The 26,592-nt window shown below is 71.8% G+C and carries 25 protein-coding genes; 14 read left to right on the top strand and 11 right to left on the bottom strand.

Translation table 11 applies throughout. The features are described from left to right. Positions 1 to 121 precede the first annotated feature (121 nt). On the top strand, positions 122 to 2,437 hold the full coding sequence (locus ACWGO8_RS09790) for a heavy metal translocating P-type ATPase (protein ID WP_452042871.1): 2,316 nt from the start codon (positions 122 to 124) through the stop codon (positions 2,435 to 2,437). Positions 2,438 to 2,474: 37 nt separating this feature from the next. On the opposite strand, the gene ACWGO8_RS09785 is transcribed toward ACWGO8_RS09790, so the two are convergent. From ACWGO8_RS09785 to ACWGO8_RS09760, 6 genes are all read right to left on the bottom strand, one after another. After that, complete coding sequence (locus ACWGO8_RS09785) at positions 2,475 to 3,626, bottom strand: molybdopterin molybdotransferase MoeA (RefSeq protein WP_452042870.1); 1,152 nt, start codon at positions 3,624 to 3,626, stop codon at positions 2,475 to 2,477. Further along, on the bottom strand, positions 3,623 to 3,892 hold the full coding sequence (locus ACWGO8_RS09780; RefSeq protein ID WP_452042869.1) for a DUF6457 domain-containing protein: 270 nt from the start codon (positions 3,890 to 3,892) through the stop codon (positions 3,623 to 3,625). The genes ACWGO8_RS09785 and ACWGO8_RS09780 overlap by 4 nt, the downstream gene beginning before the upstream one ends. Next, positions 3,889 to 4,494, bottom strand: coding sequence for a molybdenum cofactor guanylyltransferase (gene mobA, locus ACWGO8_RS09775; protein WP_452042868.1), 606 nt, complete (start codon positions 4,492 to 4,494; stop codon positions 3,889 to 3,891). The genes ACWGO8_RS09780 and mobA overlap by 4 nt, the downstream gene beginning before the upstream one ends. A gap of 71 nt (positions 4,495 to 4,565) precedes the next feature. Next, positions 4,566 to 5,750 carry a hypothetical protein gene (locus ACWGO8_RS09770; protein ID WP_452042867.1) on the bottom strand — a complete coding sequence of 395 codons (1,185 nt, stop codon included), beginning with the start codon at positions 5,748 to 5,750 and terminating at the stop codon, positions 4,566 to 4,568. A gap of 181 nt (positions 5,751 to 5,931) precedes the next feature. Beyond that, entirely contained in the window at positions 5,932 to 6,534 is a 603-nt protein-coding gene (locus tag ACWGO8_RS09765; protein ID WP_452042866.1) for a DUF305 domain-containing protein, read from the bottom strand. Next, positions 6,531 to 6,878, bottom strand: a complete 348-nt coding sequence (locus ACWGO8_RS09760; protein WP_452042865.1) for a heavy-metal-associated domain-containing protein — start codon at positions 6,876 to 6,878, stop codon at positions 6,531 to 6,533. The genes ACWGO8_RS09765 and ACWGO8_RS09760 overlap by 4 nt, the downstream gene beginning before the upstream one ends. A gap of 177 nt (positions 6,879 to 7,055) precedes the next feature. Here ACWGO8_RS09760 and ACWGO8_RS09755 point away from each other — a divergent pair, with 177 nt between their 5' ends. Both ACWGO8_RS09755 and ACWGO8_RS09750 read left to right on the top strand, forming a co-directional pair. Next, positions 7,056 to 7,487 carry a YciI family protein gene (locus ACWGO8_RS09755; protein ID WP_452042864.1) on the top strand — a complete coding sequence of 144 codons (432 nt, stop codon included), beginning with the start codon at positions 7,056 to 7,058 and terminating at the stop codon, positions 7,485 to 7,487. Next, positions 7,488 to 8,801 carry an RNA polymerase sigma factor gene (locus ACWGO8_RS09750; protein WP_452042863.1) on the top strand — a complete coding sequence of 438 codons (1,314 nt, stop codon included), beginning with the start codon at positions 7,488 to 7,490 and terminating at the stop codon, positions 8,799 to 8,801. It begins immediately after the preceding gene. 67 nt (positions 8,802 to 8,868) lie between these two features. Here ACWGO8_RS09750 and ACWGO8_RS09745 read toward each other — a convergent pair whose 3' ends face one another. Then, positions 8,869 to 12,081 carry an efflux RND transporter permease subunit gene (locus ACWGO8_RS09745; protein ID WP_452042862.1) on the bottom strand — a complete coding sequence of 1,071 codons (3,213 nt, stop codon included), beginning with the start codon at positions 12,079 to 12,081 and terminating at the stop codon, positions 8,869 to 8,871. Between the two features lie 114 nt (positions 12,082 to 12,195). Between ACWGO8_RS09745 and ACWGO8_RS09740 the strand changes: the two genes are divergently transcribed. Next, entirely contained in the window at positions 12,196 to 13,311 is a 1,116-nt protein-coding gene (locus tag ACWGO8_RS09740) for a hypothetical protein (protein ID WP_452042861.1), read from the top strand. Between the two features lie 435 nt (positions 13,312 to 13,746). On the opposite strand, the gene ACWGO8_RS09735 is transcribed toward ACWGO8_RS09740, so the two are convergent. Beyond that, complete coding sequence (locus ACWGO8_RS09735) at positions 13,747 to 14,460, bottom strand: TetR/AcrR family transcriptional regulator (protein WP_452042860.1); 714 nt, start codon at positions 14,458 to 14,460, stop codon at positions 13,747 to 13,749. 101 nt (positions 14,461 to 14,561) lie between these two features. On the opposite strand from ACWGO8_RS09735, the gene ACWGO8_RS09730 reads away from it, so the two are divergent. Then, positions 14,562 to 16,082 carry a DHA2 family efflux MFS transporter permease subunit gene (locus ACWGO8_RS09730; RefSeq protein WP_452042859.1) on the top strand — a complete coding sequence of 507 codons (1,521 nt, stop codon included), beginning with the start codon at positions 14,562 to 14,564 and terminating at the stop codon, positions 16,080 to 16,082. A 67-nt stretch (positions 16,083 to 16,149) separates the two neighbouring features. Here ACWGO8_RS09730 and yczR read toward each other — a convergent pair whose 3' ends face one another. Further along, positions 16,150 to 17,595, bottom strand: a complete 1,446-nt coding sequence (gene yczR / locus ACWGO8_RS09725; protein WP_452042858.1) for a MocR-like transcription factor YczR — start codon at positions 17,593 to 17,595, stop codon at positions 16,150 to 16,152. Positions 17,596 to 17,656: 61 nt separating this feature from the next. Between yczR and yczE the strand changes: the two genes are divergently transcribed. Continuing rightward, positions 17,657 to 18,367: a membrane protein YczE gene (gene yczE / locus ACWGO8_RS09720; protein WP_452042857.1), complete on the top strand. Its 711-nt coding sequence runs from the start codon at positions 17,657 to 17,659 to the stop codon at positions 18,365 to 18,367. A gap of 67 nt (positions 18,368 to 18,434) precedes the next feature. Here yczE and ACWGO8_RS09715 read toward each other — a convergent pair whose 3' ends face one another. Then, positions 18,435 to 19,214 (bottom strand): MerR family transcriptional regulator, encoded by a 780-nt coding sequence (locus ACWGO8_RS09715; RefSeq protein ID WP_452042856.1) that lies wholly within the window; start codon positions 19,212 to 19,214, stop codon positions 18,435 to 18,437. A 172-nt stretch (positions 19,215 to 19,386) separates the two neighbouring features. Between ACWGO8_RS09715 and ACWGO8_RS09710 the strand changes: the two genes are divergently transcribed. From ACWGO8_RS09710 to ACWGO8_RS09680, 7 genes are all read left to right on the top strand, one after another. Further along, entirely contained in the window at positions 19,387 to 20,259 is an 873-nt protein-coding gene (locus ACWGO8_RS09710) for a DUF4097 family beta strand repeat-containing protein (RefSeq protein WP_452042855.1), read from the top strand. Continuing rightward, positions 20,256 to 20,882 carry a PadR family transcriptional regulator gene (locus ACWGO8_RS09705; protein WP_452042854.1) on the top strand — a complete coding sequence of 209 codons (627 nt, stop codon included), beginning with the start codon at positions 20,256 to 20,258 and terminating at the stop codon, positions 20,880 to 20,882. Before ACWGO8_RS09710 ends, ACWGO8_RS09705 begins: the two co-directional genes overlap by 4 nt. Positions 20,883 to 20,936: 54 nt before the next feature. Continuing rightward, positions 20,937 to 21,449 carry a GNAT family N-acetyltransferase gene (locus tag ACWGO8_RS09700; RefSeq protein WP_452042853.1) on the top strand — a complete coding sequence of 171 codons (513 nt, stop codon included), beginning with the start codon at positions 20,937 to 20,939 and terminating at the stop codon, positions 21,447 to 21,449. A gap of 9 nt (positions 21,450 to 21,458) precedes the next feature. Continuing rightward, on the top strand, positions 21,459 to 21,878 hold the full coding sequence (locus tag ACWGO8_RS09695) for a fluoride efflux transporter FluC (protein WP_452042852.1): 420 nt from the start codon (positions 21,459 to 21,461) through the stop codon (positions 21,876 to 21,878). Continuing rightward, complete coding sequence (gene crcB, locus ACWGO8_RS09690) at positions 21,875 to 22,255, top strand: fluoride efflux transporter CrcB (RefSeq protein ID WP_452042851.1); 381 nt, start codon at positions 21,875 to 21,877, stop codon at positions 22,253 to 22,255. The genes ACWGO8_RS09695 and crcB overlap by 4 nt, the downstream gene beginning before the upstream one ends. 157 nt (positions 22,256 to 22,412) lie before the next feature. Then, positions 22,413 to 24,464 (top strand): APC family permease, encoded by a 2,052-nt coding sequence (locus ACWGO8_RS09685; RefSeq protein ID WP_376954306.1) that lies wholly within the window; start codon positions 22,413 to 22,415, stop codon positions 24,462 to 24,464. Positions 24,465 to 24,474: 10 nt separating this feature from the next. Continuing rightward, positions 24,475 to 24,879, top strand: coding sequence for a DUF1801 domain-containing protein (locus tag ACWGO8_RS09680; protein ID WP_452042850.1), 405 nt, complete (start codon positions 24,475 to 24,477; stop codon positions 24,877 to 24,879). Between the two features lie 41 nt (positions 24,880 to 24,920). On the opposite strand, the gene ACWGO8_RS09675 is transcribed toward ACWGO8_RS09680, so the two are convergent. After that, complete coding sequence (locus ACWGO8_RS09675) at positions 24,921 to 26,084, bottom strand: FAD-dependent oxidoreductase (RefSeq protein WP_452042849.1); 1,164 nt, start codon at positions 26,082 to 26,084, stop codon at positions 24,921 to 24,923. Positions 26,085 to 26,282: 198 nt separating this feature from the next. Here ACWGO8_RS09675 and ACWGO8_RS09670 point away from each other — a divergent pair, with 198 nt between their 5' ends. Then, positions 26,283 to 26,483 (top strand): DUF3073 domain-containing protein, encoded by a 201-nt coding sequence (locus ACWGO8_RS09670; protein WP_452042848.1) that lies wholly within the window; start codon positions 26,283 to 26,285, stop codon positions 26,481 to 26,483. Positions 26,484 to 26,592 lie beyond the last annotated feature (109 nt).

The raw sequence follows: 26,592 nt of genomic DNA, 5'->3' as shown, positions 1-26,592 counted from the left end.
GCGGGCACGCCTGTTCTCGGATCGCGAACCCCGAGCTCGGGAATGCATCCGTCCCCTTCGTCGTTGTGACACATACCCCTAGGGGGTATGCTGCAGAAGCATTCGACTTGGAGGAAGATCGATGGACATGACGCGGGACGAGACGCAGGGACACCGCGGGCACGATCCGCACGCGGGGCATGACCCGCATGCAGGCCACGAGATGCACGACATGCCCGCCGGGCACGACATGGACCACGGCGGCCACGACATGCACGCAGGGCATGACATGAGCCACGACGCGCACGCCGGCCACGGCATGGACCACGTCGGCCACGACATGGGCCACGGAGGCCACGGCGACCACGTCGGCCAGTTCCGCCGCCTGTTCTGGATCAACCTCGTCATCGCGGTGCCGACGATCCTGTTCAGCCCGATGTTCGCCGACATCATCGGCTACGGACTCCCCGACAACGCTCTGATCCCGTGGATCTCCCCCGTGCTCGGCACGGTCATGTACTTCTGGGGCGGCCGCCCGTTCCTCACGGGTGCCTGGTCGGAGCTGAAGGCACGCAAGCCCGGCATGATGCTCCTCATCGGGCTCGCGATCACGGTCGCGTACTTCGCGTCGCTGGGCGCGAGCCTCGGCCTGCTCGACCACCACCTCGACTTCTGGTGGGAGCTCGCGCTGCTGATCGTCATCATGCTGCTCGGCCACTGGATCGAGATGCGGTCGATCGCGGCGACCTCCTCGGCGCTCGACGCGCTGGCCGCCCTGCTGCCCGACGAGGCCGAGCGGGTGGCGGATGCCGCCGGCCCTTCGACGGGCTCAGGGACCGCTTCGACGGGCTCAGGGACCCCTTCGACGGGCTCAGCGACCACCGTCGAGATCGTGGCCCCCTCCGACCTCCGCATCGGCGACGTCGTGATCGTCCGCCCCGGCGGACGCGTCCCGGCCGACGGCGACGTGATCGACGGCACCGCCGCGATGGACGAGTCCATGATCACCGGCGAGTCCACCACGGTGAGCCGCGGCCCCGGCGACCACGTCGTCGCGGGCACCGTCGCGACCGACACCGCGATCCGCGTGCGCGTCTCCGCGGTCGGCGACGACACCGCGCTCGCCGGCATCCAGCGCCTCGTCGCGCAGGCGCAGGCGTCGAGCTCGCGCGCCCAGCGCCTCGCCGACCGCGCCGCCGGCTGGCTGTTCTGGTTCGCGCTCGGCGTGGGCGTCCTCACGGCCGTCGTCTGGACGCTCCTCGGCAACCCCGACGACGCCGTCGTGCGCACCATCACGGTGCTCGTGATCGCGTGCCCCCACGCGCTCGGCCTCGCCATCCCGCTCGTCGTGTCCATCGCGACGGAGCGCGCGGCCCGCGGCGGCGTGCTCATCACCGACCGCCTCGCCCTCGAGACCATGCGCACCGTGCAGGCCGTGCTGTTCGACAAGACCGGCACCCTCACCAGGGGCGAGCCGGCCGTGACCGACGCCGTCGCCGCACCCGGCTGGAACCCCGACGAGGTCATGGCGCTCGCCGCCGCTGCCGAGGGCGACTCCGAGCACCCGCTCGCGAAGGCGATCGTGGCGGATGCCGCGCGCCGGGGCCTGACCGTCCTGCCCGCGTCGGGCTTCACCGCGTCCGCCGCGATCGGCGTGCACGCCAACGTCGACGGCCGCTCGGTGCAGGTCGGCGGCCCCGGACTGCTCGCCCGCGAGGGCGCCGAGCCGCTCGCGGCATCCGCCGGCTGGAGCGAGCGCGGGCAGACCGTGCTGCACGTGCTGGTCGACCACCGGGTCGCTGGCGCCGTCGCCTTGGCCGACGAGGTGCGACCCGAGTCGAAGGAGGCGGTCGACGCCCTCCACGCGCTCGGCGTGCAGGTCGTGATGATCACGGGCGACGCCGAGCCCGTCGCCCGCACGGTCGCCGGGAGCCTCGGGATCGACCGCGTCTATGCCGGCGTCCGCCCCGAGGACAAGGCCGCCAAGGTGCAGGAGCTGCAGCACGAGGGCCTCAGCGTCGCGATGGTCGGCGACGGCGTCAACGACGCACCCGCGCTCGCACAGGCCGACGTCGGCATCGCCATCGGCGCCGGCACGGATGTCGCGATCGCCTCGGCCGGGGTCATCCTCGCGTCGTCCGACCCGCGATCGGTCATCTCGGTGATCGAGCTGTCGCGCGCGAGCTACCGCAAGATGCAGCAGAACCTGTGGTGGGCCGCCGGGTACAACCTCATCTCGGTGCCGCTCGCCGCCGGCGTGCTGGCCCCGATCGGGTTCGTGCTGCCGATGTCGGTCGGCGCGATCCTGATGAGCCTGTCGACCGTGATCGTCGCACTCAACGCGCAGCTGCTGCGCCGGCTCGACCTGCGGCCCGAGGCGTCGACGCGCGCCGTGCTGTCGCGGGCCGGGCGCCCCGCGGGTGCGACGGAGCCCGAGCGCGTCGGCGTGGCCTCCTAGGCCGACCGCTCCGTCGTGGCCGAGGTGGGCGCTCAGCTCACGTCGGCCACGGCAGTCCCAGTGCCGCGACGGATGCCCCGGGCTCGACGCCCGCCTCGGGCACGACGAGCACGGCGTCCGCCGCGGCGAGCCCGCGCAGCATCCCCGACCCGGCGTGACCCGTCGGCGTGGCGACTCCGTCGCTGACCGTGACGGGCACGAGCCGGGTCGCACCGCGCGTTCCGGCGAGCGCCTCCCCGGCCACGAGTCGCGCGAGCTCGGACGTCCGGCCCGTCCACGCCTCGAGCAGCGGCCCGCCGATCGCGAGGAGCCCGAGCACCGACGCGAGCGGGTTGCCCGGGAGCCCGAGGACGAGCCGATCCGGCAGGCGCGCGAGGAAGGTCGGTCCGCCCGGGCGGATCGCGACCGACGGCACGAGCACGTCCGCGCCGAGCCGCTCGATCGCGACCCGCACCTGGTCGGCGCGCGAGCCGCCCGTACCGCCCGTCGTCACGACGACGTCGACGTCATCGGCGGTGAGCGCGTCCGCGGTGGCAGCAGGGTCGTCGCCCACCCGGTGCACCGCGATCGCCTCGGCACCGAGCTCGTGCAGGATCGCGGGCAGCGCCAACCGGAAGCTGTCGCGCACCCGGCCCGGCTCGGGCACGCCACCGTCGACGACCTCGTCGCCCGTGAGCACGAGCGCCACCCGAGGGCGACGCCGCACCGTGAGCCGATCGGCACCGGTCGCCGCGGCGAGCGCGACGCGCGGCGGCGTCAGCAGTGTGCCGGCCTCGAGGACGACCTCTCCCACGGATGCCTCGGTGCCGGCCGGCCGGATGTGCCGCCGCTCGGCGACATCCCGTTGACCTGTCTCGCCGACGGGCTCGAGCCGACCCTCGTCCACGCGCCCGGCCTCCGAGCGGAGCACCGCCTCGGCAGACGCCGGGACGAGCCCGCCCGTGACGATCACGACCGCCTCGCCCGCCTCGAGCTCGGGCCCCTCGACGAGCCGCCACGGCGGCGCGCCGCGCACCGCCCAGCCGTCCATGGCCGACGACGCGTAGTGCGGCAGCGGGATCGGGGTCGCGACGTCCTCGGCCAGCACGCGCGCGACCGCGCGGTGCAGCGGCACATGCTCGGTCACCGGCGCGGGCGCAGCCACGGCCGCGCGCTCACGCGCGACGTCCCAGCCGAGTCCGCGGCTCACGGGGAGGCGAGCCTGCGCACGCGGTCGAGCACATCGCGGGCGGCGGTCGCGGCATCCGCACCGCCTGCAGCCGCGACCCCGGCCGCGTACCCGGCCAGGTACGTCGTGATGGGCGCCGCCGGACGCATGACGGCGTGCGCGGCGACGCCGGCGACGCCGAGCACCTGCTGGATGTCGAGCGGCGCGTCGGCGATGCCGAGCTCCGCGCGCACGCGGTCGGCCCACTCCGCGAGCACGCGGTCGAACTCCTCGTCGGAGACCGTCATCGTCCCTCTCCTCCCGTCGCGCCGACCGCGTCGGCATCGGCCCAGGTGTCCACGTCCATCGTCGCCTCCGGCGGCACGGCGACGTCGGCGAGCCGCAGCGGCTCGAGCAGTCGGCGCATCGAGGCGCCGTCGATCGAGCCTCCGACGGATGCCGCATCGATCGCCGCCTCGAGTGCCGCCCGGCGCACGACGCACGTCAAATGCTGCGCGCGACCGTCGGCGTCCACGGCCCGGACGCCGTCGGCGCCGGCAGCCGTCGCCCGGGCGAATCCGGCGAGCAGCGGCTCGATCGCCGCGCCGACGAACGGCTGGTCGCCGGCGAGCACGAGGATGGCATCGGCGTCGCCGCCGAACGCGCGCACGCCCGCGGCGACCCCCGCGGCCGGGCCGCCGAACGGCGGCTCCTCGCGCACCACGCGCACGTCGTCGGGCAGCACCGACGCACCGGCCTCGCCGACCACCACGCGATCGCGCGCCACGTCGGCGGCGGCCACGACCCGCTCGAGCAGCGTGCGCCCGTCGACGCGGAGGTCGCCCTTCGCGGCTCCGCCGAGGCGTTCGGCACGGCCGCCCATGAGGATCACCGCATCGAGGACGAGCACGGCTCAATCGTAGGACCGACGGCCACGCGGCATCCGACCCATGACGACCGCAGCCGCGATCGCCCTCGGCGTCAGTAGATGTGGAGCTTCTCGAGGAGCCGGACCGGGTCGTCGATCGCCTCGAAGAGGTCCTTGTTGTGCTTGATCATCTTGCTGCGCATGTAGACGCGCAGCCACTGCTTGTACATGAACAGCTCGTACTCGTCGAGCAGGTCGTCGAGCGGCAGGCCCGGCCGGGCGATGAGCTCGGCCAGTCGCATCGCGCATTCGAACCCGAGCGAGATCGACTGGAAGTACGGCGATCCGATGGCCGAGTCGCCGGCGAGGAAGACGGGTGCGTGTGCGAACGGGTGGTCCGTGCGGCCCGAGCGCAGCCATCGCCGGTTCGTCGCGTTCCTGGCGCGGTAGACGTTGAGCGGGATGCGGATGATCTCGAGGTCCCCGATGAGGTCGCCGTGGGTCTCCTCGCGGATCTTGTCGATGAAGCGGTCCATCGACTCGGCCACGACGGGGAAGTTCTCGCGCAGCCACTCGCCGTCGCAACGCGGCGGCATCTCCGCGAACTCCTCGGGTGTGATGGTCACGATGCCGGTCACGTGGGTGACGCTGCCGTCGTAGTGCGTGCGGCGCACCATCGGGATGAACTTGTACTGGAGGTTGCCGACGTTCTTGTAGTACTTGCAGGACTCGTTGCAGTCGTACGGCTGCCCGTAGAGGAAGGTGATGACGAGCGCGTACTCGAGCCGCACCTTGAGGGTGTTCGCGTGCGCCTCGACGTCGTCGGCGCCGGTCGTCAGGTGATCGCGCAGGAGCGAGCCGCTGCCGGTGCAGTCGATCAGGATGCCGCCCGGCTCGAGCCTGGCGATGGCGTCCTCCGCGCTGACGAGACCCGCCGTGCGCTGCACCGGATGCGCCGTGCGCGCGTCGATCAGGTCGCTGAGCGACTGCTCGATCTCGTTGAGCGCGCAGAACCCGAGCGACCACTCGTGGAGCAGCCCGTCGAGGTCCGGCGGGATCGTCCGGCGGAAGGCGAGTCCGTCGACGAGCTCCTCCGGGTCGAACAGCGCGCCGATGCTGTCCCCGTCGATCGCATCCGTCTCGTACGCCTCGATCGAGTCCGCCACGAGGTACGGGGCGAGCTCGACCATCCGCTTCCGCGTGTACTCGCTGCGCTTCTCGTAGAGGTGCACCCGCATCCCCTCGATCGGCTGGAGCAACGCGGTCAGCATGAGGCCCACCGGGCCGGCGCCGATCACATGGACGTCTCCGTTGAAAGGGCGGACCCCGGGGCGGACGGTGTCGGACGACGCGGACATGGAGCCTCCCTGCTCGTGCCGGAGCGTGCTGGGCGCGCCCGGCCGGCGGCCTCCGCGGAGCCCCCCGAACGGGCACGACCGATCCTCAGCGTACGCCCGCGCGCCCGCTCGCGCCTCCGGCCTATTCGGCGAGCAGTTCGCGCATGCGCTCGATCTCGCCTGCCTGCGTCTCGATGATCGCGGCGGACAGCTCCAGCGCGCCCTCGTGCTCGCCCGACTCCTGATGCGCCTCGGCCATGTCGATCGCGCCCTCGTGGTGCTCGATCATCTGCTCGAGGAACAGGTCCGATCCGGATGCCCCGTCGGCGGCCTCGAGCTCGTCGAGCTCCGCGTCGGTGAGCATGCCGTTCATGCCCATGTCGTGGTCGCCCGGCATCCGGGGCACGCCCCACTCGTCGAGCCAGGCCTCGAGCTGGTCGATCTCGGGACCCTGCGCCGCCGCGATCTGCTCGGCCAGCTCGTCGACCTCGGGGTCGACGCCGTCCTTCGCGAGCACGATCGCGCTCATCTCGAGCGCCTGCTCGTGGTGCGGGATCATCATCTGCGCGAACATGACGTCGGCCGCATTCGCCTCGGTCGAGGCATCTGCGCTCGAGCTGTCGCCGTCCATGTGTACGTCATGGCCTGCGCCCGAGCCGGGTGTCGTGCACCCGGCGAGTGCGAGGAGTCCGGCGAGCGCGAGCACGCCGGCGGCGCCCGGTCGCAGCATCGACCGCGCGCTCATCGGGTCACCACCCGGTAGCCGGCCTCGGCCACGGCCGCGACGATCGCCGCGTCGTCGACCGGCTGCGACCCGCGCACGCTCACTGTCGAGACGCCCCCGGCGACGAGCTCGACCTCGACGGCCTGAACACCGTACAGTCCACCGAGTTCCTCCGTGACGTGACGCACGCAGTTGCCGCAGGTCATGCCCTCGACGGCGAACTCGGCGGCATGAGCGGGGAGCTCTCTTGCGGCATCCGCATGATCGTGGGCGGGGGCCGTCGCGTCAGCGGCGGGAGCAGCGCAGCATGCGCAGCCGCCGCCGGACAACTCCAGCTCCAGTCGTCCGTCGGGTGCGAGCGTCATGGTGTCCTTTCGTCGGGTCGTCGAGAAGTATACCCCCCTAGGGTATATCTCGCCAGTCGCGAGTGGTCATGGAAACATGGCGGAGGAATCTCGCCGACGATGTCGATCCGGCCCCCAGTCCGTTCGACGTGCAAGTGAGGCGGGCGCACGGCCCACCCGACGAAGGAGCGAATCACGATGAAGTACATGCTGATCATGCGGTCCACCCAGGAGGCCGTCGACGCCTTCCAGGACGTCGACTTCGAGGAGGTCATCGCGGCCATGGGCGCCTACAACGAGTCGCTCATCAAGGCCGGCATCCTGCTCGGCGGCGAGGGTCTCGCGGGCGTCGAGGAGGGCTTCGTCGTGGACTTCGATGCGACGCCCCCGGTCGTGACCGACGGTCCGTACGCCGAGGCGAAGGAGCTCTTCAACGGCTTCTGGATCATCGGCGTCTCGAGCAAGGAGGAGGCCGTCGAGTGGGCGAAGCGGTGCCCGCTCGGCCCCGGCTCGAAGCTGGAGGTGCGCCGCGTCAACGAGCTCGAGGACTTCCCGCAGGACAACGAGTGGATCCAGAAGGAGGCCCAGTGGCGCGCCGACGCCGAGGGTCGCCTCGGATCGTCGAGCTGAATGTCCGACGTGACGGATGCCGCGGGCGCGGTCGCACCGGCGGATGACGCCGACGCCGACCGCGCCCGGCGCGCCCTCGCCGCGGTGTGGCGCATCGAGTCGGCGCGCATCGTCGCGACGCTGACGCGCTTCGTCGGCGACGTGGGCCAGGCCGAGGACCTCGCCCAGGAGGCGATGCTCGAGGCCATGCGCCAGTGGCCCGTCGAGGGCGTGCCGCGCAACGGCGGCGCCTGGATCACGGCGGTCGCGAAGCGCCGGGCGATCGACGGCTGGCGGCGCCGCGAGCGGCTCGACGAGCGGTATGCCGCGATGACCCACGACCTCGAGGAGGAGGAGCGCACGGCGTCGGGCACGTTCTGGGACCCCGACACGATCGACGACGACGTGCTGCGGCTCGTGTTCGTCGCGTGCCACCCCGTGCTCTCGCGCGAGGCGCAGATCGCGCTCACGCTCCGCATCGTCGGCGGCCTCAGCTCCGAGGAGATCGCCCGCGCGTTCCTCGTCCCGGTGGCGACGATCCAGCAGCGCATCGTGCGGGCGAAGAAGACCCTCGCCGCCGCGAACGTGCCCTTCGAGGTGCCCGAGCCGCAGGACTACGCCGAACGACTCGGCTCGGTGCTCAGCGTGCTCTACCTGATCTTCAACGAGGGCTACCTGCCCGCGGCGGGCGACCAATGGGTGCGACCGGATGTCTCCGCCGAGGCGCTGCGCCTCGCCCGCATGGTCGCCGGCCTCATGCCGCGCGAGCCCGAGGCGCAGTCGCTGGTGGCGCTCATGGAGTTCCATGCGGCGCGGTTCGCCACGCGCGTGGCGCGCGACGGCACGCCGATCCCCCTCGACGAGCAGGATCGCAGCCGCTGGGACCGCGCCCAGATCGAGCGGGGCCGCGCCGCGCTCGCCCGCGCCGACCGCATCGGACGCGGCCGCGCCTCGTACGGGCTGCAGGCCGCGATCGCCGAGTGCCACGCGGTCGCGCCGACCTCCGCGGACACCGACTGGGGCCGCATCGTGGTGCTCTACGAGGCGCTCGGGCGCATCGCGCCGTCACCCGTGGTCGAGCTGAACCGCGCCGTCGCCGTGGCGATGTCGACGGGTCCCGCGAGCGCGCTCCGCATCGTGGACGACCTCGAGCGCTCCGGACGGCTCGCCGGCTACGCCGGACTCCCCGCTGTCCGCGGCGAGCTGCTGGCCCGGCTCGGCCGCACCCATGAGGCCCGTGGCGAGCTCGAGAGCGCCGCACGGCTCACGGGCAACGAGCGCGAGCGGGCGGCGCTGCTCGCGAAGGCGGCGGGGCTCCGCCCGGCGGTCGAGTAGCGCCCGGCGGAGCCGGACGCGTCTCGAGACCCGTGCTGCGTCTCGACACGCGTCGCCTACGGCGACGCTACTCGACGACCGGAGCGACCGGCTCCCGCTCGTCCGCCTCGGCCTCAGCAGCCGCGGCCTTCGCCGCCTTCCGCTCCCGGCGCCGCTCGCGGCCGCCCTCGACGAGGTCGTAGAGCACGGGCAGCACGATGAGCGTGAGCGCCGTCGACGACACGAGGCCGCCGATGACCACGAGCGCGAGCGGCTGCGAGATGAAGCCGCTGTGGCCGGTCAGTCCGATCGCCATGGGCAGCAGCGCGAAGATCGTCGCGAGCGCGGTCATGAGGATCGGACGGAGTCGGCGCGAGGCGCCGTGCAGCAGCGCGTCGCGCACGCTGCGGCCGCGGTCGCGGTACTGGTTCACGAGGTCGACGAGCACGATCGCGTTCGTCACCACGATGCCGATGAGCATGAGCACGCCGACGAGCGACGCGACGCCGAGCGGGATGCCCGTGATGACCTGCAGGGCGATCGCACCCGTGGCCGCGAACGGGATCGACACGAGCAGCAGCAGCGGCTGCAGCAGCGAGCGGAACGTCGCGACCATCACGATGTAGACGATGAGGATCGCCGCGAGCAGGGCGAGGCCGAGCTGCGAGAACGACTCCTGCTGGTCGGCGGTGACGCCGCCGATGGAGGCGGTGGCGCCCGCGGGCAGGTCGGCGCGGACGACGGCCGCCGACACCTCGGCGCTCGCCGTGCCGAGGTCGCTCCCGCTCGGCGTCGCCGACACCGTGGCGCTGCGCAGGCCCTGCACGGTCGTCACCGACGAGGGGCCCTCGACCTCCTCGACGGTCGCGAGCGAGTCGAGCTGCACGGGACCGGTCACCGTGGGCACCGTGAGCACCGAGAGCTCCTCCACGGTCGTGGGCGGGTCCTCGCTCTCGAGGTAGATCGTGAGCGTCTTCTCGTCGATGACGATCGAGCCGGCCGACTGCGGCTGCATGGCCGCCGAGACGAAGCCGCCGAGGGCGACCTCCGAGTAGCCGGCGGCCGCGGCATCCGCCCGGTTCACCTCGACCGCGATGTACTCGCGCGACTCCGACAGGTTGGACGTGACCTGCGACACCGAGTCGAGGTCCTCGACCTCCGACTGCACCGCGTCGGTCGCGGCCTGCAGGTCCTCGGCGTTCGAGGCGGTGACGTCGACCTCGATGTCGTTCGAGGCGCCGAAGCCGCTCGAGGCGGCGAGGGTGATCTCGCCGATGCTGTCGCCGAGGTCGTCGAGCTCCGTGCGCACCTCGTCCTGCAGCGCATCTTGGTCGGCGTTCTCGTCGGTCGTGACCGAGTAGGTGATGGTGGCGCCGCTGCCGCCGCCGAGCACGGCGGCCAGGCCGCGCCCGCCCGAGCCGATCGAGGTCTGCACGGTCTCGATGCCGTCGATGTCGAGCAGGGTGCGCTCGACGGGCTTCGACGCCTCGTCCATCGCGTCGAGGCTCGTGCCGACCGGCAGCTCCTGCGTGACCTGGAACGTGTTCTGGCCCGACGAGCCGAGGAAGTTCGTCTTCATGAAGGGCGTGAGCGCGAGCGTGCCCACGAGCACGAGGCCCGCGATCACGAGCGTGACGACGCCGTGGCGCAGCGTCCACTCGATGATCGGCAGGTAGCCGCGCTGCAGGCGAGACGGGTGCTCGAGCTCGTCGACGGCGCCCGCAGAGCCCGTCGAACCGGCCGCAGGCCCCGACTCGTCGATGAACGCCGCCGCCGCGGCCTCCCCCGCGTCGTCGTGCTTGTGGATCTTGGCGGGCTTCAGGAACCAGTACGCGAGCACCGGCACGATCGTGAGCGAGACGAGCAGCGACGCGAGCAGCGCGATCGTGACCGTGAGCGAGAACGGGCGGAACAGCTCGCCCGTGACGCCCTCGACGAGCGCGATCGGCAGGAACACTGCGACGGTGGTGATCGTCGACGCCGTGATCGCCCCGGCGACCTCGCGCACGGCGTGCACGATCGTCGAGGCCTTGTCGACGCCCTCGACGAGGTGGCGCTTGATGTTCTCGATCACGACGATGGAGTCGTCGACGACGCGGCCGATGGCGATCGTGAGGGCGCCGAGCGTGAGGATGTTCAGCGTGTAGTCGGCGGCCTGCAGCCCGATGAACGTGATGAGCACCGATGTCGGGATCGAGATCGCCGTCACGAGCGTCGCCCGGATCGACAGCAGGAACACGAGGATCACGAGCACCGCGAACAGGAGTCCGAGCAGGCCCTCGGTCGCGAGCGACTCGATCGACTGCTGGATGTACGGCGCCTGGTCGAACACGACGGTGAACGACGCACCCGGGTTCGTGGTGTCGAGCGACGATTCGAGGTCGGGCAGGATCGCGCGCACCTCGTTCGACACGTCGACCGTGTTGGCCGCCGGCAGCTTCGTGACCGAGATCGAGAGCGCGGGCTCGCCGTTCACGCGCGAGATGCTCGTGACCGGGTTGTCGGTGAGCTCGACGGATGCCACGTCGCCGATGGTCGTCGCGGGTTGCGGGACGCCCGGGGTGCCGAGCACCGGGAGCGCCGAGATGTCGTCGACGCCCGTGAGCACCTGGCCGGTCTGCACGGCGAACGTCCGGTCGTCGGCGGTGATCGTGCCCGCCGGCACGAGGAGGCCGTTCTGCACGAGCGCGTCGCGGATCGCCTGCTGGGTCATCCCGCGCGTCGCGAGCGCCGTCGGGTCGGGCGTGATGGTGACCCGCTGGCCGACATCGCCGATCAGCGTCGCCTCGCGCACGCCGGGGAGGTCGTTGATCTCTCCGAGGGTGGTGCGCGTGATCTCGTCGGAGAGCGCGCTGACGTCGTCTGCGCCGGTGACGGCGACGACGATCACCGGGAAGTCGTCGAGGCTCAGCGCGAGCACCCGCGGGTCGACGTCCTCGGGCAGCTGGTTCGAGATGCGGTTGACGGCCGAGAGCAGCTTCTGCTCGGCGAACGCGAGGTCGGTGCCGTACGTGAAGCTCGCGACGACCCGCGAGAGGCCCGTCGAGCTCGTGGTCGAGGTGGACTCGAGCCCGGTGATGCCCTGGATCGCGGTCTCGATCGGCGTCGAGACATCCGTGTTCACGACATCGGGCGAAGCGCCCGGGTACGCCGTCACGATCGACAGCTGCGGGAACTCGATCGACGGTGCCAGCTCCTGCTTGAGGTTCGTCAGCGCGATGCCGCCGAAGATGGCGACCACGACGGTCACGAGGGCGATGAGCGCGCGGTTCTTCATGCTGAGCGCGGCAAGCAGGTGCATGCCCCCGATTCTCGCAGGGGCATGCTCGCGGGGATGTCACGGGAAGCTGGGAATCCCGCGGATCCCGCGCTGGACCGTCCGACCGACCGGGAGTACCGTCGAGAGGCACGGGGGGTGAGCTCGATGACGACAGCGGATGCCGCACGGCCGATGCCGTGGCTCCGCCTCGCCCTCCTCGGCATGATCGCCGCCGCGATCTGGCTCGCGTTCAGCCTGTTCTCGTCCACGCATTCGGCGTCGGCCGAGGAGACCCTGCCCGATGCGGCCGCGGATGGCGCGGTGGCGGCCGTCTCGGGCGACCAAGGGGAGCCCGCCGCAACCGCTGCCGCCGCCACGGAGCCCGTCGCCGAGCCCCCGGCGCCCGCCGAGGCGACGACTCCCGCTGCCGCGGTCGCAGCCTGGCCCGCTGCTGCCGCACCAGCTGCACCCGGTCGTGACGCCGGCTTCGTTCCGCCGGGGCAGGCGAAGGAGAAGGCGGTGCCGCCCGGGCAGGCGACGACGGAGAAGGCCGTACCGCCCGGGCAGGCGACGGAGGAGGCGGTGCCGCCCGGGCAGGCGACGACGGAGAAGCCCGTCCCGCCGGGGCAGGCGACGGAGAAGGCGGTGCCGCCCGGGCAGGCCGGCAAGCCCGCCGATCGCACCGCACCCGCCTCGCAGAACGCGAACGCGAACGCGAACTCCAACCAGAGCGCGAACGCGAACGAGAACTCGACCACGAACAACGCGCAGCACACGGTGCCGCCGGGGCTCGCCGACAAGCCGGCCGATCACCCGGCCCTCGTGAACGCGGCCGACGTCGCTGCTTCGACCGATCTCCAGCCGGCCGAACCCGCGGCGCTGGGATCGGCGCTCGCCGCGATCGGCGCAACGCTGGTCGGGCCCACCTCCGACGCAGTCGCCGGCGTCGGCGCAGGCGTCGACGCCCCCTCCTGGGCGGATCCCGACGGGAACGCCGCCGGCGACACGAGCACCCCCGACGCGGCGGCCGGCGCGATCCTGCCCGTGGACGGCACGCCGAACGGCCCCGCCGCATCGGGCTCGCCCGGGGCGGGCGGCGGTGCGGGCACCGGTGGATCCGGCGCGGGCGCCGGCGCGGCCGGGGCATCCGGAACCGCTGACGCGGCGCTCACCGCGTTCGGCCTCGACGCGCTCGCGTCGCTGGTGCTCGGCTCGGTCGACGACGAGCTGCCGTCGTCGCCGGTCTTCGGCACCGACACCACCCCTGACTGATCGGGGCCGGCTCCGCCTGCCGTGATGCAGGCGTCGAGCGGTCGTCGCTCCCTGCGCGGGAGCAGTCCATCGATCAGTCAGGAGGACCGGGTCATGTCGCGAACCATCACGCAGGCACGTGCGGCGTCGTGCCGCTTCCCCGTGCTCCGCCGCGCCGCCGTGCTCCACGGCGCCCATGAGCTCCGCATCGGGAGGCTCCCGATGCGACGTTGACCGGGTGGGGTCCGGTGCACTGCCCCCAGTGCCGGGCCTCGCCCCTCCCAGGCCGCGCAGCGACCCGACGCGCGCGGCCCCGGCCGCGATCTGAACGCGGCCAGGTGCGGGGCGGCGGAGACACCCGCCCGCCGCCCCGCACCATCTCCCTCGGAATGACCCCGGGGGGAACCCGAGCCGGCTTCCGCCGTGTTCGTGCGCTCGGATGCCGCAGCGGCGCCGTCAGTCGGCGGTCGGCTCCATGACAGCCCGGTGCTTGCCATGCGAGCCGGGTCGGACCTCCGCGAGGGGACGACCGGGATCGATGCCGGCCGCGGGAAGCAGCACCCCGTCGATCAGCGACAGCAGGTACTCGGCGTCGATCGGCTGCTTCTGGATCAGCAGGCGGAACGCCGCCATGGCCGGGGCCACCACGGCCAGCGCCTCGACGTCGCAGTCGGCCGGGATCTCGCCGCGTTCGATGGCCCGACGCAGGAAGAGCCGATTCACGGCCACCCGGGGTTCGATGATCGCGGCATGTGCGGCATCCGCGAGTTCGGGCGAGCTGGAGATCATGCCGAAGAGCCCGCCCATGATGCGGAGCTTGCGCTCGCCCTCCTCGATGGAACGCGGGCGGATCATGGCGACGAGGTCGCCGCGCAGGGTTCCGGTGTCGGGGAGGTGCTCCGCGTCGAGCTCGCCCGCCTTCATGCACGCCACGGCGTCGAGCACGAGGTCGGCCTTCGACGTCCACCGCCGGTAGATCGTGGCCTTGCCGGCCTTGGCGCGGGCAGCGACCATGTCGATCGTCATCCCGTCGAAGCCCGTCTCGGCGAGGACGTCGATGGCGGCCTCGAGGATCTCGGGGTCGCGGGTGTGATCGCGCTTGCGTCCGAGCTTCGACGTGGGGGCCGAGGCCTCGAGCTCTCGGTCGACCATGGAGTCGGGCTGCGTCATCGCGGTCGTCTCCGTTTCTCGCGTGATGCGTGATGTTGCTGACATGTTACTTCAGGAACTGTTCATATCCGAAACTGTCGAGTCTCGTATAGAGTGACCGCATGACTTCCGCTCCGGTCGAGACACCAGCGCCCGCCGTCCCCCACTCCCGCAGGTGGTGGACCCTCGCCACGGTGGCCCTCGCCCAGCTGATGGTGGTGCTCGACGCGACGGTCGTGAACATCGCCCTCCCCGCCGCGCAGGCCGACCTCGGCTTCTCCGACGGCCAGCGCCAATGGGTGGTCACCGCCTACTCGCTCGCGTTCGGCAGCCTGCTGCTCCTGGGCGGCCGGCTCTCCGACCTGTGGGGGCGCAAGCGCACCTTCATCATCGGCCTGATCGGCTTCGCCGCCGCGTCCGCCCTCGCCGGCGCGGCGCCCACATTCGGCGTGCTCGTCACGGGCCGTGCGCTGCAGGGCGCGTTCGGCGCCCTCCTCACCCCCACCGCCCTGGCCGTGCTCACCACCACCTTCACGATCCCCAAGGAGCGCGCACGTGCCTTCGGCGTCTTCGGCGCCATCGCCGGTGCGGGCGGCGCCATCGGCCTCCTGCTCGGCGGGTTCCTCACCGAGCAGTTCAACTGGCGATGGAACCTCTACATCAACGTGTTCATCGCGGCGATCGCGATCGTGGGCGCCGCCCTGTTCGTGCGGCACGTCGCACGCACGGGCCCGCGCCCCAAGCTCGACCTGCCCGGCACCGTGCTCGTGTCCGCGGCCCTCTTCCTCCTCGTGTACGGCTTCTCGAACGCCGAGACCGAGGGCTGGGACGCACCGCAGACGTGGGGCATGCTCGCGGCATCCGGGGTGCTGCTCATCGCCTTCGTGCTCTGGCAGCGCCGCGCCGCCCACCCGCTGCTGCCGCTGCCGATCGTGCTCGACCGCAACCGCGGTGCGGCCTACATCTCGGTGTTCATCGCCGGCGCCGGCATGTTCGGCATCTTCCTGTTCGTCACCTACTACCTGCAGACCTCGCTCGGGTACTCGCCGATCCAGACCGGCCTGGCATTCCTGCCGATGATCGTCATGCTGGTGCTCGCCGCCCAGCTGTCCACGAACATCTTCGTGCCTCGGTTCGGCCCGAAGGTCATGGTCCCGATCGGCATGCTCATCGCCTCGACCGGCATGGTCTACCTCACCCACCTCGACGCGCAGAGCACGTACGCCGTGGACGTCCTGCCGCCGCTCATGATCCTCGGCTTCGGCATGGGCTCGATCATGCCCGCGTCGATGCAGACGGCCACCTTCGGCGTCGAACGATCGTTCGCGGGCGTCGCGTCGGCGATGGTCAACACGAGCCAGCAGGTCGGCGGTTCCGTCGGCACGGCGTTGCTCAACACGCTCGCCGCGACGGCGGCCACCGACTACATCGCGGCGCACACTCCGCCCACCGAGGCGGTGCTGGCGGATGCCGCGATCCACAGCTACACGGTCGCGTACTGGTGGGGCGCCGGCCTCTTCGCCGTCGGCGCGGTGATCGCGGCGACGCTTTTCCGTCGTCGCAGCGACGGCCCGTCGATCGCCGCCCCGCGCGACGCCCGGTCCGAGACTGCACGAGCCACCGAAGCCTCCACCGCCACCTGAGTCGACGGATGCGCCGCGCCGTCGCCGCCGTCCGTCACGGTGCGGGGTTCGCACCGGAGCCGCCGGATCAGACCACGGAGGCGAGCAGCTCGGGCTCGGGCTCGCCGACGGGCACGTGTCCGAGCGAGCGCCAGGCGCGGGCGAGCGCCTGCACCGCGGCATCCGTCGTCTCGGGGGAGTAGCAGACGGGCAGGCGCAGGAAGCGCTCGAACGCGCCGTCGATGCCGAACCGCGGCCCGGCCGCGACGATGAGGCCCTCGCGTCGGGCGGCGAGCGCGAGCTGCGAGCTGACGGGCGCGCCGAGGCCGACCCAGGTCACGATGCCGCCGTCGACGTGCGGAACCTCCCACTCGGGCAGGTGGCGGGCGACGAGCTCCTCGAGGCGGTCGCGGCCGGCGCGGAGCTGCCCGCGGCGCAGCTCGAGGATCTCGTCCATGCGGGGAATGAGCCGCGTGACGATGAGCTGCTCGAGGATGGGCGTTCCGAGGTCGCCGGGCGAGCGCACGGCGAGGAGGCGGCGGATGAGCGGGCGCTCGGCCCGGATCCAGCCGACGCGCAGGCCGCCCCACACGGTCTTGCCGACCGAGCCGATGAGCACGGCCGACCCGTCGGCGGCCATGGGCGGGAAGTGGCCCGGGCGGTCGATCGAGAGCTCGGCGGTGGTCTCGTCGGCGACGACGACCGTGCCCTGGCGGGCGGCGGCGTCGAGCACGCGCGCCCGCGACACCCGGCTCATGGTGCGGCCCGTCGGGTTCTGGAAGTCGGGGATGACGTACGCCATGACCGGATTCGAGTGCCGGATGGCCTGCACGAGGCCCATGGTCTCCTCGCGATCGTCGAGGTCGTCGTCGACGTCGTGCGGCGAAACGGGCACGGGAACGAGCCGGGCGCCCGCCGCTCGCAGCGCCTCGTAGGCGTGCGGGTAGATCGGCACCTCGGTGACGGCGCGGTCGCCGCGGCCGATGAGCGCGCGGGACAGCAGGGCGATGGCGTGCTGCGCGCCGATGGTGACCATGATCTGGTCGGGCGTGGTCGGCAGGCCTCGGGCCGTGTAGCGGTCGGCGATCGCCTGGCGGAGCGCGGGCGTGCCGATCGGGTCGAAGCCCGCGTCGAGCAGGTGGCCCGGCAGGTCCTCGACGGCCTGCCGGGCGACCTCGGGCAGCCACGGCAGCGCGGGCGGCGCGGCCTTGGAGAAGTCGATGTACTCGGCCTCGGGCGGCGCCGGCAGGACGGCGGGCGCGCCGGTCAGGCGAGCGACGCTGCCCGACCCGCGCACGCTGTGCAGGTTGCCCTGCTCGCGCAGGTGCCGGTAGGCCGCGGTCACGGTCGTGCGGCTGAGCCCGAGCCGCTCGGCGAGGTCGCGCTCGGCGGGCAGCCGGGTGTCGACGGCGATGCGCCCGTCGACGATGAGCAGTCGGATGCGCTCGGCGAGCGCCTCGTAGGCACTGCCCGGTCCACGCCAGTCGCCGAGGAGGAGCTCGAGGGACCGCGCGGTCAGCGCGAGATCGGCCATAAGGCCACTTTAGGCGAATTGGCTATATGAGGAAAGGCCAATCATGGAATTGGATTGGGACATGCTTCGCCGACCGACCGATCCCGCGCCCGTGCTCGTCCGCCGATTCGTGCAGCTCTTCGTCGGGCTGTTCCTCTACGGCATCGGCATCGCGCTCATCGTGCGCGGCGAGCTCGGCGTCGCCCCGTGGGACGTGCTGACGCAGGGCATCGCGAAGCAGACCGGCCTCAACTTCGGGCTCATCACGATCCTCACGAGCGGCGTCGTGCTGCTGCTCTGGATCCCCATCCGGCAGAAGCCGGGCTTCGGCACGGTCATGAACGCACTGCTCGTCGGCCCGTTCGCCGACCTCGGCCTGTGGCTCATCCCGCCGGGCCTCGACCTCTGGATCCGCGCGCTGCTGCTGCCCGCCGGAATCGTGGTGCTCGCGATCGCGACCGGCCTCTACATCGGCGCGCACTTCGGCCCCGGCCCGCGCGACGGCCTCATGACGGGCCTGCACCGGGTGACCGGCTGGAAGATCTGGATCGTGCGCACGGGCATCGAGGTCGTCGTGCTCGCGGCCGGCTGGCTGCTCGGCGGCAACGTCGGCATCGGCACGCTCGCCTTCGCGCTGCTCATCGGGCCGCTCTGCGGGTACACGATCCCGCTGTTCGCGATCCGGCGCTCCGAGCGGATGCCGGCGGATCGGGTGCCGGCGCGACGGGGACGGGCCAAGCGCTCCACCAGCACGGCGACCGGCTCCGTGGCATCCGTCACACCGGCGAACTGAACGCCGATCGCCCCCGAGGCTGGGACACCTCGGGGGCGATGCGCGCCGCGCCGGTGGTCGAGGAGCGCTAGAGGTTGCGCTCGGCGTAGGCGGTCATCGCGTCGCGCACGAACTCCGCGCCCGCCTGGCCGCCGTAGTTGGCGCCGAAGCGCGGATCCGCCACATACATCTCGGCGAGGCCGAGGAAGTACTCCCTCGACGGGCCCTCCGCGCCGCCGCCGGGCGTACCGGGGATGGCGCGGAGCCAGTCGAACTGGCGCTGGGCCAGCGCCTGCGCCTCCTCGCCGGCGGGGTCGACGCCCCGCTCGTGGGCCGCGATCCAGTCGCTGCCGAGCTGCGCCGCGCGCTGCTGCCACGCTGCCTTCTCGTCGGCGCTCATCGAGCGCCACCACGCGTCGCCCTTCGCGTACGCGTCCTTCCCCCAGCGCTCCTCGACCTCCTCCTTGTACTGCGTGTGGTCGAAGCCGTCGAACATCTGCTCTGCCATGAGTCGTTCACCTCCTTCCAGTGCTCCGATGGTGCGTTCGACCGACGCGATCTGCCGCGCCAGCCTGCTCTGCTCCTCGCGCAGCCACTCGAGGTGGCGGCGCAGGGCGCGCTCGGCGTCGGCCTCGCGGTCGAGCACCTCCGCGATGGCGGGGAGCCCGAGGCCGAGGTCGCGCAGCAGCATGATGCGCTGCAGCCGCACGAGCGCGTCGTCGTCGTAGTAGCGGTAGCCGTTGTCGCCGACCCGCGTCGGCGGCAGCAACCCGATGTCGTCGTAGTGCCGCAGCGTGCGGCTCGTCGTCCGGGCGATCTTCGCGATCTCCTGGATCGACCAGTCGGCGACCCTCGTTCCCGTGTCCATGGAAACCACGCTAAACGTTGACGCAGCGTCAATGTCAAGCGATGCGGCATCCGATCGCTTGCAATCGTGGCAAACGCGATATATCGTGATCTCATCACAAACGCGATATATCGCGAAAACCAGCAGGGCGACGGATGCCGCCGGCACCCCGGTCCCGCAGAAGGAGAACACCATGGCCATCGAGAAGTGGGTCATCGCACCCGGCGACTCCCGGGTCATCGACCTCGAACTCGTCCGCAAGCTCAAGGTGAGCCTGATCGGCGGCAAGGTCGACGTGATCGCCCACGACGAGCCCGGCGCACGCATCGAGGTCTCGGGCGTCACCGGCAAGGACCTCATGGTCTCGATCGACGGCGACTCCCTCGAGATCGACCACCCGCAACTGCGATGGGACAACTTCCTCGAGGCGTTCAAGGGCTTCGTGGGCAGCGCCAAGGCCGAGGTGTCGATCCTCGCGCCGCGCAGCGTCGCGCTGAAGCTCGGCGTGGTCTCGGGCGACGCGCTCGTGTCGGGCTTCGCGGGCGACGCCCGGTTCAGCACCGTCTCGGGCGACGTGGTCGTCGACAGCCACGAGGGCGACATCGAGCTCTCGAGCGTGTCGGGCGAGCTCTCGGCCGGCAACCACACGGGCCGCATCACCGCGCACACCGTGTCGGGCGACGTGGTCGCGACCGGCGACATCGTCTCGTTCAACGCCGACACGGTCGCAGGCAACATGATCGTCGACGCGTTCAGCACGCCGAGCCGCATCGACAGCAACACGGTGTCGGGCGACCTCACGGTGCGCTTCGAGCCCGGCTCCGGCGCGCGCTACCGCATCAACACCGTCGGCGGCACGGTGCTCCTCGACGACATGACCGTGAAGGGCATGCTCGGCAAGGGCTTCGAGCGCACGGTCGGCGAACTCGCCGGCAAGTGGCTCGACCTCGGCGCGAACAGCGTGTCGGGCAGCATCTCGATCATGCGTCGCGAGGCGCCGGCGACGGCGGGTGCGGCGAGCGCCGCGGCCGGCACGAGCGCGGGCGACGGCGAGGCGTCGGCATGACCCCGCCGGTCTTCGCCCACGGCAACCTGCGCCTCTACCTGCTCGCACTGCTGGAGGAGCAGCCCCGTCACGGCTACGAGCTCATCCAGGCCCTCTCCGACCGGTTCGGCGGCACCTACAGCCCGAGCGCCGGCACGATCTACCCCCGCCTCGCGAAGCTCGAGGAGGAGGGACTCGTCACGAAGACCGCCGACGGCCGCAAGACCGTCTACGAGATCACGGCCGCCGGTCGGGCCGAGGTCGACTCCCGCCGCAACGACCTCGACGCCATCGAGGACGACCTGACCGACTCGGTGCGACGCCTCGCCGACGGCGTCCGCGCCGAGGTGAACGACGCCATGCGCTCGTTGCGCGCCGAGCTCGCGAGCGCCGCCCGCGAGGCCAAGCGGGCCGCGACGAGCACCTCGGCGAGCGCCGCGTCGAACGTGCCGGGCTACGGCAGCGACACGAGCCGTGCCGTGCACGAGGCCGACCTGGTGCTCAACGAGTTCCGGCAGCAGCTCCGCACCGACCTGCGCACGCACGCCCATCGCGGCGCCGTGACAGCCGACTCGGTGGGACTGCTCAAGGCCCGGCTCGCACAGGTTCGCGCCGACGTGCTGGCCTCGCTGGTCGAGCGCTGACACCGCCCCCGCACGGCCTCGCGTCGTGTCGGGGGCCGGTGCTGTGATGGGGGCATGACGGATGTCACGCTCCACCCCTGGTCGCCCGACGACCTCGACCTGCTGCGCCGGGCCAACACGCACGAGCTCATGGACCAGCTCGGCGGCCCCGAGGACGACGAGCACGTGATCGCGCGGCATGAGCGCTACCTCCGGCTGCAGCGCGAGGGCACCGCCCACCAGTTCCGCATCGCGATCCCCGGCCACCCCGAGGGCGTCGGCATCGTGGGCTACTGGGATCGCGACGACGACGGCGAGCACGTGCTCGAGGCCGGCTGGTCGGTCGAGGAGGCCTACCGCGGCCGGGGCATCGCGCCGGCCGCGGTGATCGCCATGCTCGACTGGGCGCGCGCCAACGGCGACACCCTGCCCGTGCACGCCTATCCGCGGGTCGACAACCCCGCGTCGAACGCGGTCTGCCGCAAGGCGGGCTTCGCACTCGTCCGCGAGGCCGATTTCGAGCTCACGCCCGGCAACGTGCATCGCCTGAACGACTGGGTCGTCGAGCTCGCCCCCGCCCGGGCGTAGCCTGCAGGGGTGCTCGCCTACCTCGCCGTCGCCGTCGGCGGCCTCATCGGCACCGGCCTGCGGCTCGCATGCGACCTGGCGTTCCCGCACGGCGACGGCGACTTCCCGATCGAGACCCTCCTCGTGAACCTCGTCGGCGCGTTCGTGCTCGGCTGGCTCGTGGGCGGGCTATGGACGCGGCCGACGATGCCGACGTGGATCAAGGCCGGCCTCGGATCGGGCGTCATCGGCTCGTTCACGACGCTCTCGGCAGTCATGGCCTCGCTCATCGTGCTGACCGGAGCGGGCGAGGCGTGGCTCGCGGCGCTCTACCTCCTCATCTCGGTCGTGGGCGGACTGGCGCTCGCGGCCGCGGGCCTGCGCATCGGCTCGCTCATCGCCCACCGTCCGATGCCCACCGAGATCACGGATGCCGGAGAGACCCTGTGACCGGCGGCCTGACCCCGGTGGTCGTGGTCGCCGTGCTCCTCGCGGGGGCCGGGGGCGCCCTGCTGCGGTACGCGCTGTCGCGGGCGCTCCCGGTACGCCCCGGACACCTGCCCGGCGGCATCCTCGTCGTCAACGTGGTCGGCTCGGGCGTCGCCGGCGCCCTCATCGGGCTCGCCGAGCGCGCGGCGCTCGACGGCGACCTGCGCCTGATCCTCGTCACGGGCTTCTGCGGCGGCCTCACGACGTTCAGCACGTGGACGGTCGAGACGGTCGAGCTGCTCGACGGCGGCCGCTGGCGCGCGGCGATCCTCAACGTGGTCGTGACCCTCGTGCTGGGGCTCGCGGCGGCGGCGGGCATGTACCTGATCACGCGCTGAAACGATGTAGCGACGCGTCCCCCGGTCCACCGACTTGACTTGCGCCTGCGCAGGTGTAGTGTCGTCCGCCGTGACGAACGAGGCGGGCACACCCGCTGAACCCAAGCCGGCCGGAACCACGGCCGCGCCCGCCGAACTCAAGTCGGCGAAGCACTGGATCATCGGCGAACCGCTGCCCACCGAGCGGCTCGAGGGCCAGCTGCTCCCGAAGTCGCTGGCACTCCCGATCTTCGCGAGCGACCCGCTCTCCTCCGTGGCGTACGCGCCGCAGGAGCTCGTCATGATCCTGCTCGTGGGCGGGCTCGCGTTCCTGTCGTTCACGCCGTGGGTCGCCCTCGCGGTCGTGGTGCTGCTCATCACGGTCGTGGCGAGCTACCGGCAGCTCATCCGGGCGTACCCGTCGGGCGGCGGCGACTACGAGGTGGCGCACCGCAACCTCGGCGAGAAGGCCGGCCTCGTCGTGGCATCCGCCCTGCTCGTCGACTACGTCATGACGGTCGTCGTGTCGGTCGCGTCGGGCGTCGACAACATCATCTCGGCGATCCCCGAGCTGAACCCGTTCCGCGTCGAGCTCGCGATCGTGTTCGTCATCATCCTCGCCGCCGTGAACCTGCGGGGCGTGAGCGAGTCGTCGAAGGCGTTCGCGATCCCGACGTACCTGTTCATCGGCAGCGTCTTCATCATGATCGTGGTGGGCCTCACGCGCACCGCGCTCGGCGACCCGCCCGTGGCGGAGTCCGCCGCCTACGGCGTCCAGGCCGAGTCCCTCACGCAGGCGGCGGTCATCCTGCTGCTGCTGCGGTCCTTCGCGAGCGGATGCTCCGCGCTCACCGGCGTCGAGGCGATCTCGAACGGCGTGCCCGCGTTCCGCCTCCCCAAGGTCCGCAACGCGCAGGCGACCCTCGTCGCGATGGGCGGCATCGCGATCATCCTCTTCGCGGGCCTCACCGCGATGGCGCTCATCTCGAACGTGCACTACGCCGAGGATCCATGCCATCTCATCGGCTGGACCGAGTGCGCCACCCAGCCGCAGCCGAGCCTGATGGCGCAGGTCGCCGCGGCGACGTTCGGCGGCGACTCGTTCCCGTTCTACGTCATCCAGGCGGCGACGGCCCTCGTGCTGCTGCTCGCGGCGAACACCGCGTTCAACGGATTCCCGCTGCTCGGATCGGTGCTCGCGCGCGACGGCTACGCGCCGAAGTCGCTCTCGACGCGCGGCGACCGCCTCATCTACTCGAACGGCGTGATCATCCTCGCGCTCGTGGCCATCGCGATCCTCGTGATCTTCCAGGCGAACCTCACGGTGCTGATCCAGCTCTACATCATCGGCGTGTTCGTGTCGTTCACGATCGGCCAGACGGGGATGGTGCGGCACTGGCTGCGCGAGCTGTCGCGGCGGCGGCATCCGGCCAAGGGCCCGTCGAAGAAGGCGCCTGCGCACGGCGACGGCGCCCAGCCGCTCTCGCAGGGCGCGATCATGCGCGCGCTCGTCATCAACGCGATCGGCGCGGCGATGACCGCGGTCGTCCTCATCGTCGTCACGGTCACCAAGTTCACCCACGGCGCGTGGATCGTGTTCGTGATGATGCCGATCCTGTTCTTCCTCATGATGGGCGTGCACCGCTACTACCGCGACGTGGAGCGGGAGATCGAGGTCGACCCCACGACGACGTTCGGCGCCACCGGCGACCACGCGATCGTGCTGGTCGGCCGCATGCAGAAGCCGACGCTGAAGGCGCTCGACTACGCGATCGCGGCGCGGCACGACTCCCTCGAGGCCGTGCACGTCTCCATCGACGACGACGCGACCAAGCGCCTGAAGAAGGACTGGGTCAAGCAGAACATCCACGTGAAGCTGCGGATCCTGTCGTCGCCGTACCGCGACCTCAGCTACCCGCTCATCCAGTACATCAAGAACCGTCGCGAGGAGCACGGCTCCGAGGTCATCACGGTCTACATGCCGCAGTACATCGTGGGCCACTGGTGGGAGAACATCCTGCACAATCACAAGGCCCGTCGCATCCGCCAGAAGCTGCTGCTCGTGCACGGCGTGACGGTCGCGCTGGTGCCGTGGCTGCTCGACTCGTCGGACCTGATCTACGGTCGCCGCTCGCGACCGCTGCCCGGCCAGGACCGTCGCGGCGAGCCGGTGCGGCCGATCCCGAGGCGGGCGGCGACCGAGAAGCCGGCCGCCCAGCCGCGCCGGTAGACTCCGCGGCATGGCCGACGTCGACCCCGAGGTCCGCAAGCTCATCGACTCCGTCGAGAATCCGGTGCGGCGTCGCGACGCCGACACGCTCCTCGAGCTCATGACGCGCGCCACGGGCCAGCCCGCCCGCATCGCCTACTCGGGGATCGTGGGGTTCGGCACGTACCACTACCACTACGAGAGCGGTCGCCAGGGCGATGCTCCCGGCGCCGGGTTCGCACCTCGCAAGCTTGCGACGACGATCTACCTCAACGACGGCGTCGCCGCGCATGCCGACGAGCTCGAGCACTTGGGCCCGCACACCACGGGCGTCGGATGCCTCTACGTGAAGGACCTCGAGCAGGTCGACCTCGACGCGCTCGAGCGGGTCGTGCGCTCGTCGTACGAGGCGTTGACCCGTCCGGTGGTCGAGTAGCGCGTCGCGCGGCCGCGGCGCGCGCCTCGACCGGGCGGTGACTACAGCATCGCCATGATCTGGCGCGCGATCATGCGGCCCGCGCGGTTCGCGCCGATCGTCGACGCCTGCGGCCCGTACCCCGCGAGGAAGATGCGCGGGTCGTTCCACGACGCGCCCTGCCCCACGGTGACGCCGCCGGCGCGCTCGCGCAACCGCAGCGCCGAGAGGTGGCGCAGCTCGGGACGGAAGCCCGTCGCCCAGATGATCGCGTCGGCGCGCGCCATACCGCCCGCGTCGCCGTCCCAGACGACTCGGTCGGGCTCGATGCGGTGGAACATCGGGCGGGCGACGAGCAGGCCACGGTCGATGCCCGCCGCGATGCGGCGGCTCTTCGGCACGCCCGTGCCGCTCACGACCGAGGGCAGCGCGCGCCCGGAGCGCGCGGCCTCGTCCTGCAGCGCGACCGCGGCCGACGCGCCCTCGAGGTCGAGCTCCTGGCGGTCGAGCCAGTCGATCGGTCGCCGCGACACCCAGGTCAGCCCGGCCGCCACGCCCTCGAGCTCGAGCATGAAGCCGATGGCCGACGTTCCGCCGCCGACCACGACGACGTGCTGGGCGCGGAAGTCCTCGGCGTCGACGAAGTCGGAGGTGTGCAGGTGCCGGCCGGCGAAGTCGGACATGCCGGGGTAGTACGGCACGAAGGGCGAGCCCCAGGTGCCCGTCGCGTTCACGAGGAACTGGGTCGCGATCCCATGCTGCGGGACCCCGGACTCCTCGGACGTGCGGCGACGGCGGCCGAAGAAGCCCCGCGACTTCAGCTCCTCGACCGGCTGGGGCGCGAGGTCCTCGGAGGTCACGAGCAGGTCGGCGCCCTCGTTCACCACCGAGCGCACGTTCATCGGGCGCCGCACGCGCAGGTCGAAGTGCTGCTCGAACCGCCCGTAGTAGTCGGCGACGACGTCCTTGGCGGGCAGCGTGCGGTCGGCCGTGTCGAAGCTCAGGCCGAGTTCGGCCATGCCGGGCAGGTCGTTCACGCGGTGCGCGGTGCCCAGGCGGAGGGACGACCACCGGTGCTGCCACGCCCCGCCGGGCCCGGGCGCGCGGTCGAGCATGACGAAGTCCTCGTCGGCGACGAGCTCGAACCGACGCAGGTAGTAGGCGACGGAGAGGCCCGCCTGCCCGGCGCCGATCACCACGACCTTCACGCGTTCCGGGTCCGACATCACGGAGACCATCTCAGCACGTGATCCTGTGTGCTCGCGCACGTCGTTCCGCCCCGTCCGAGGGTGCTCGGAAGGTTGTGCACGGCGCAGGCCGAGCCCGATCCGCGGTGCTAAACTGGCGGTCGGACGAATTTCATCTATCAGAGAGCGCCGGGTGACGACCATCCCACCCGGCCAGACGTCGTAAGGGGGTCACGCATGGGGCGCGGCCGTCAGAAAGCCAAGCACACCAAGGTCGCTCGGGAGCTGAAGTACTTCAGCCCGAACACCGACTATTCGGCGCTTGAGCGCGAGCTCACCAGTTCGCAACATGACGAGCACGATGACGAGATGTCGAAGTGGTCGGAGTATTCCGACGACGACGACACCTACGTCACGGGCGACGAGCAACGCGCCTGAGCGCGATCGACGTCGCAGCATCCCCGCGGAACACCTGCCGCCGCTGAGCCGGCGACTCGTCTCCTGAGGCGTTCCCGCGGGTTGCCTACGCACGTGACGTGGCGAGCTG

The sequence above is a fragment of the Agromyces sp. NPDC055661 genome, from assembly GCF_053618135.1.
This window is presented reverse-complemented; position numbering and strand designations above follow the sequence as displayed.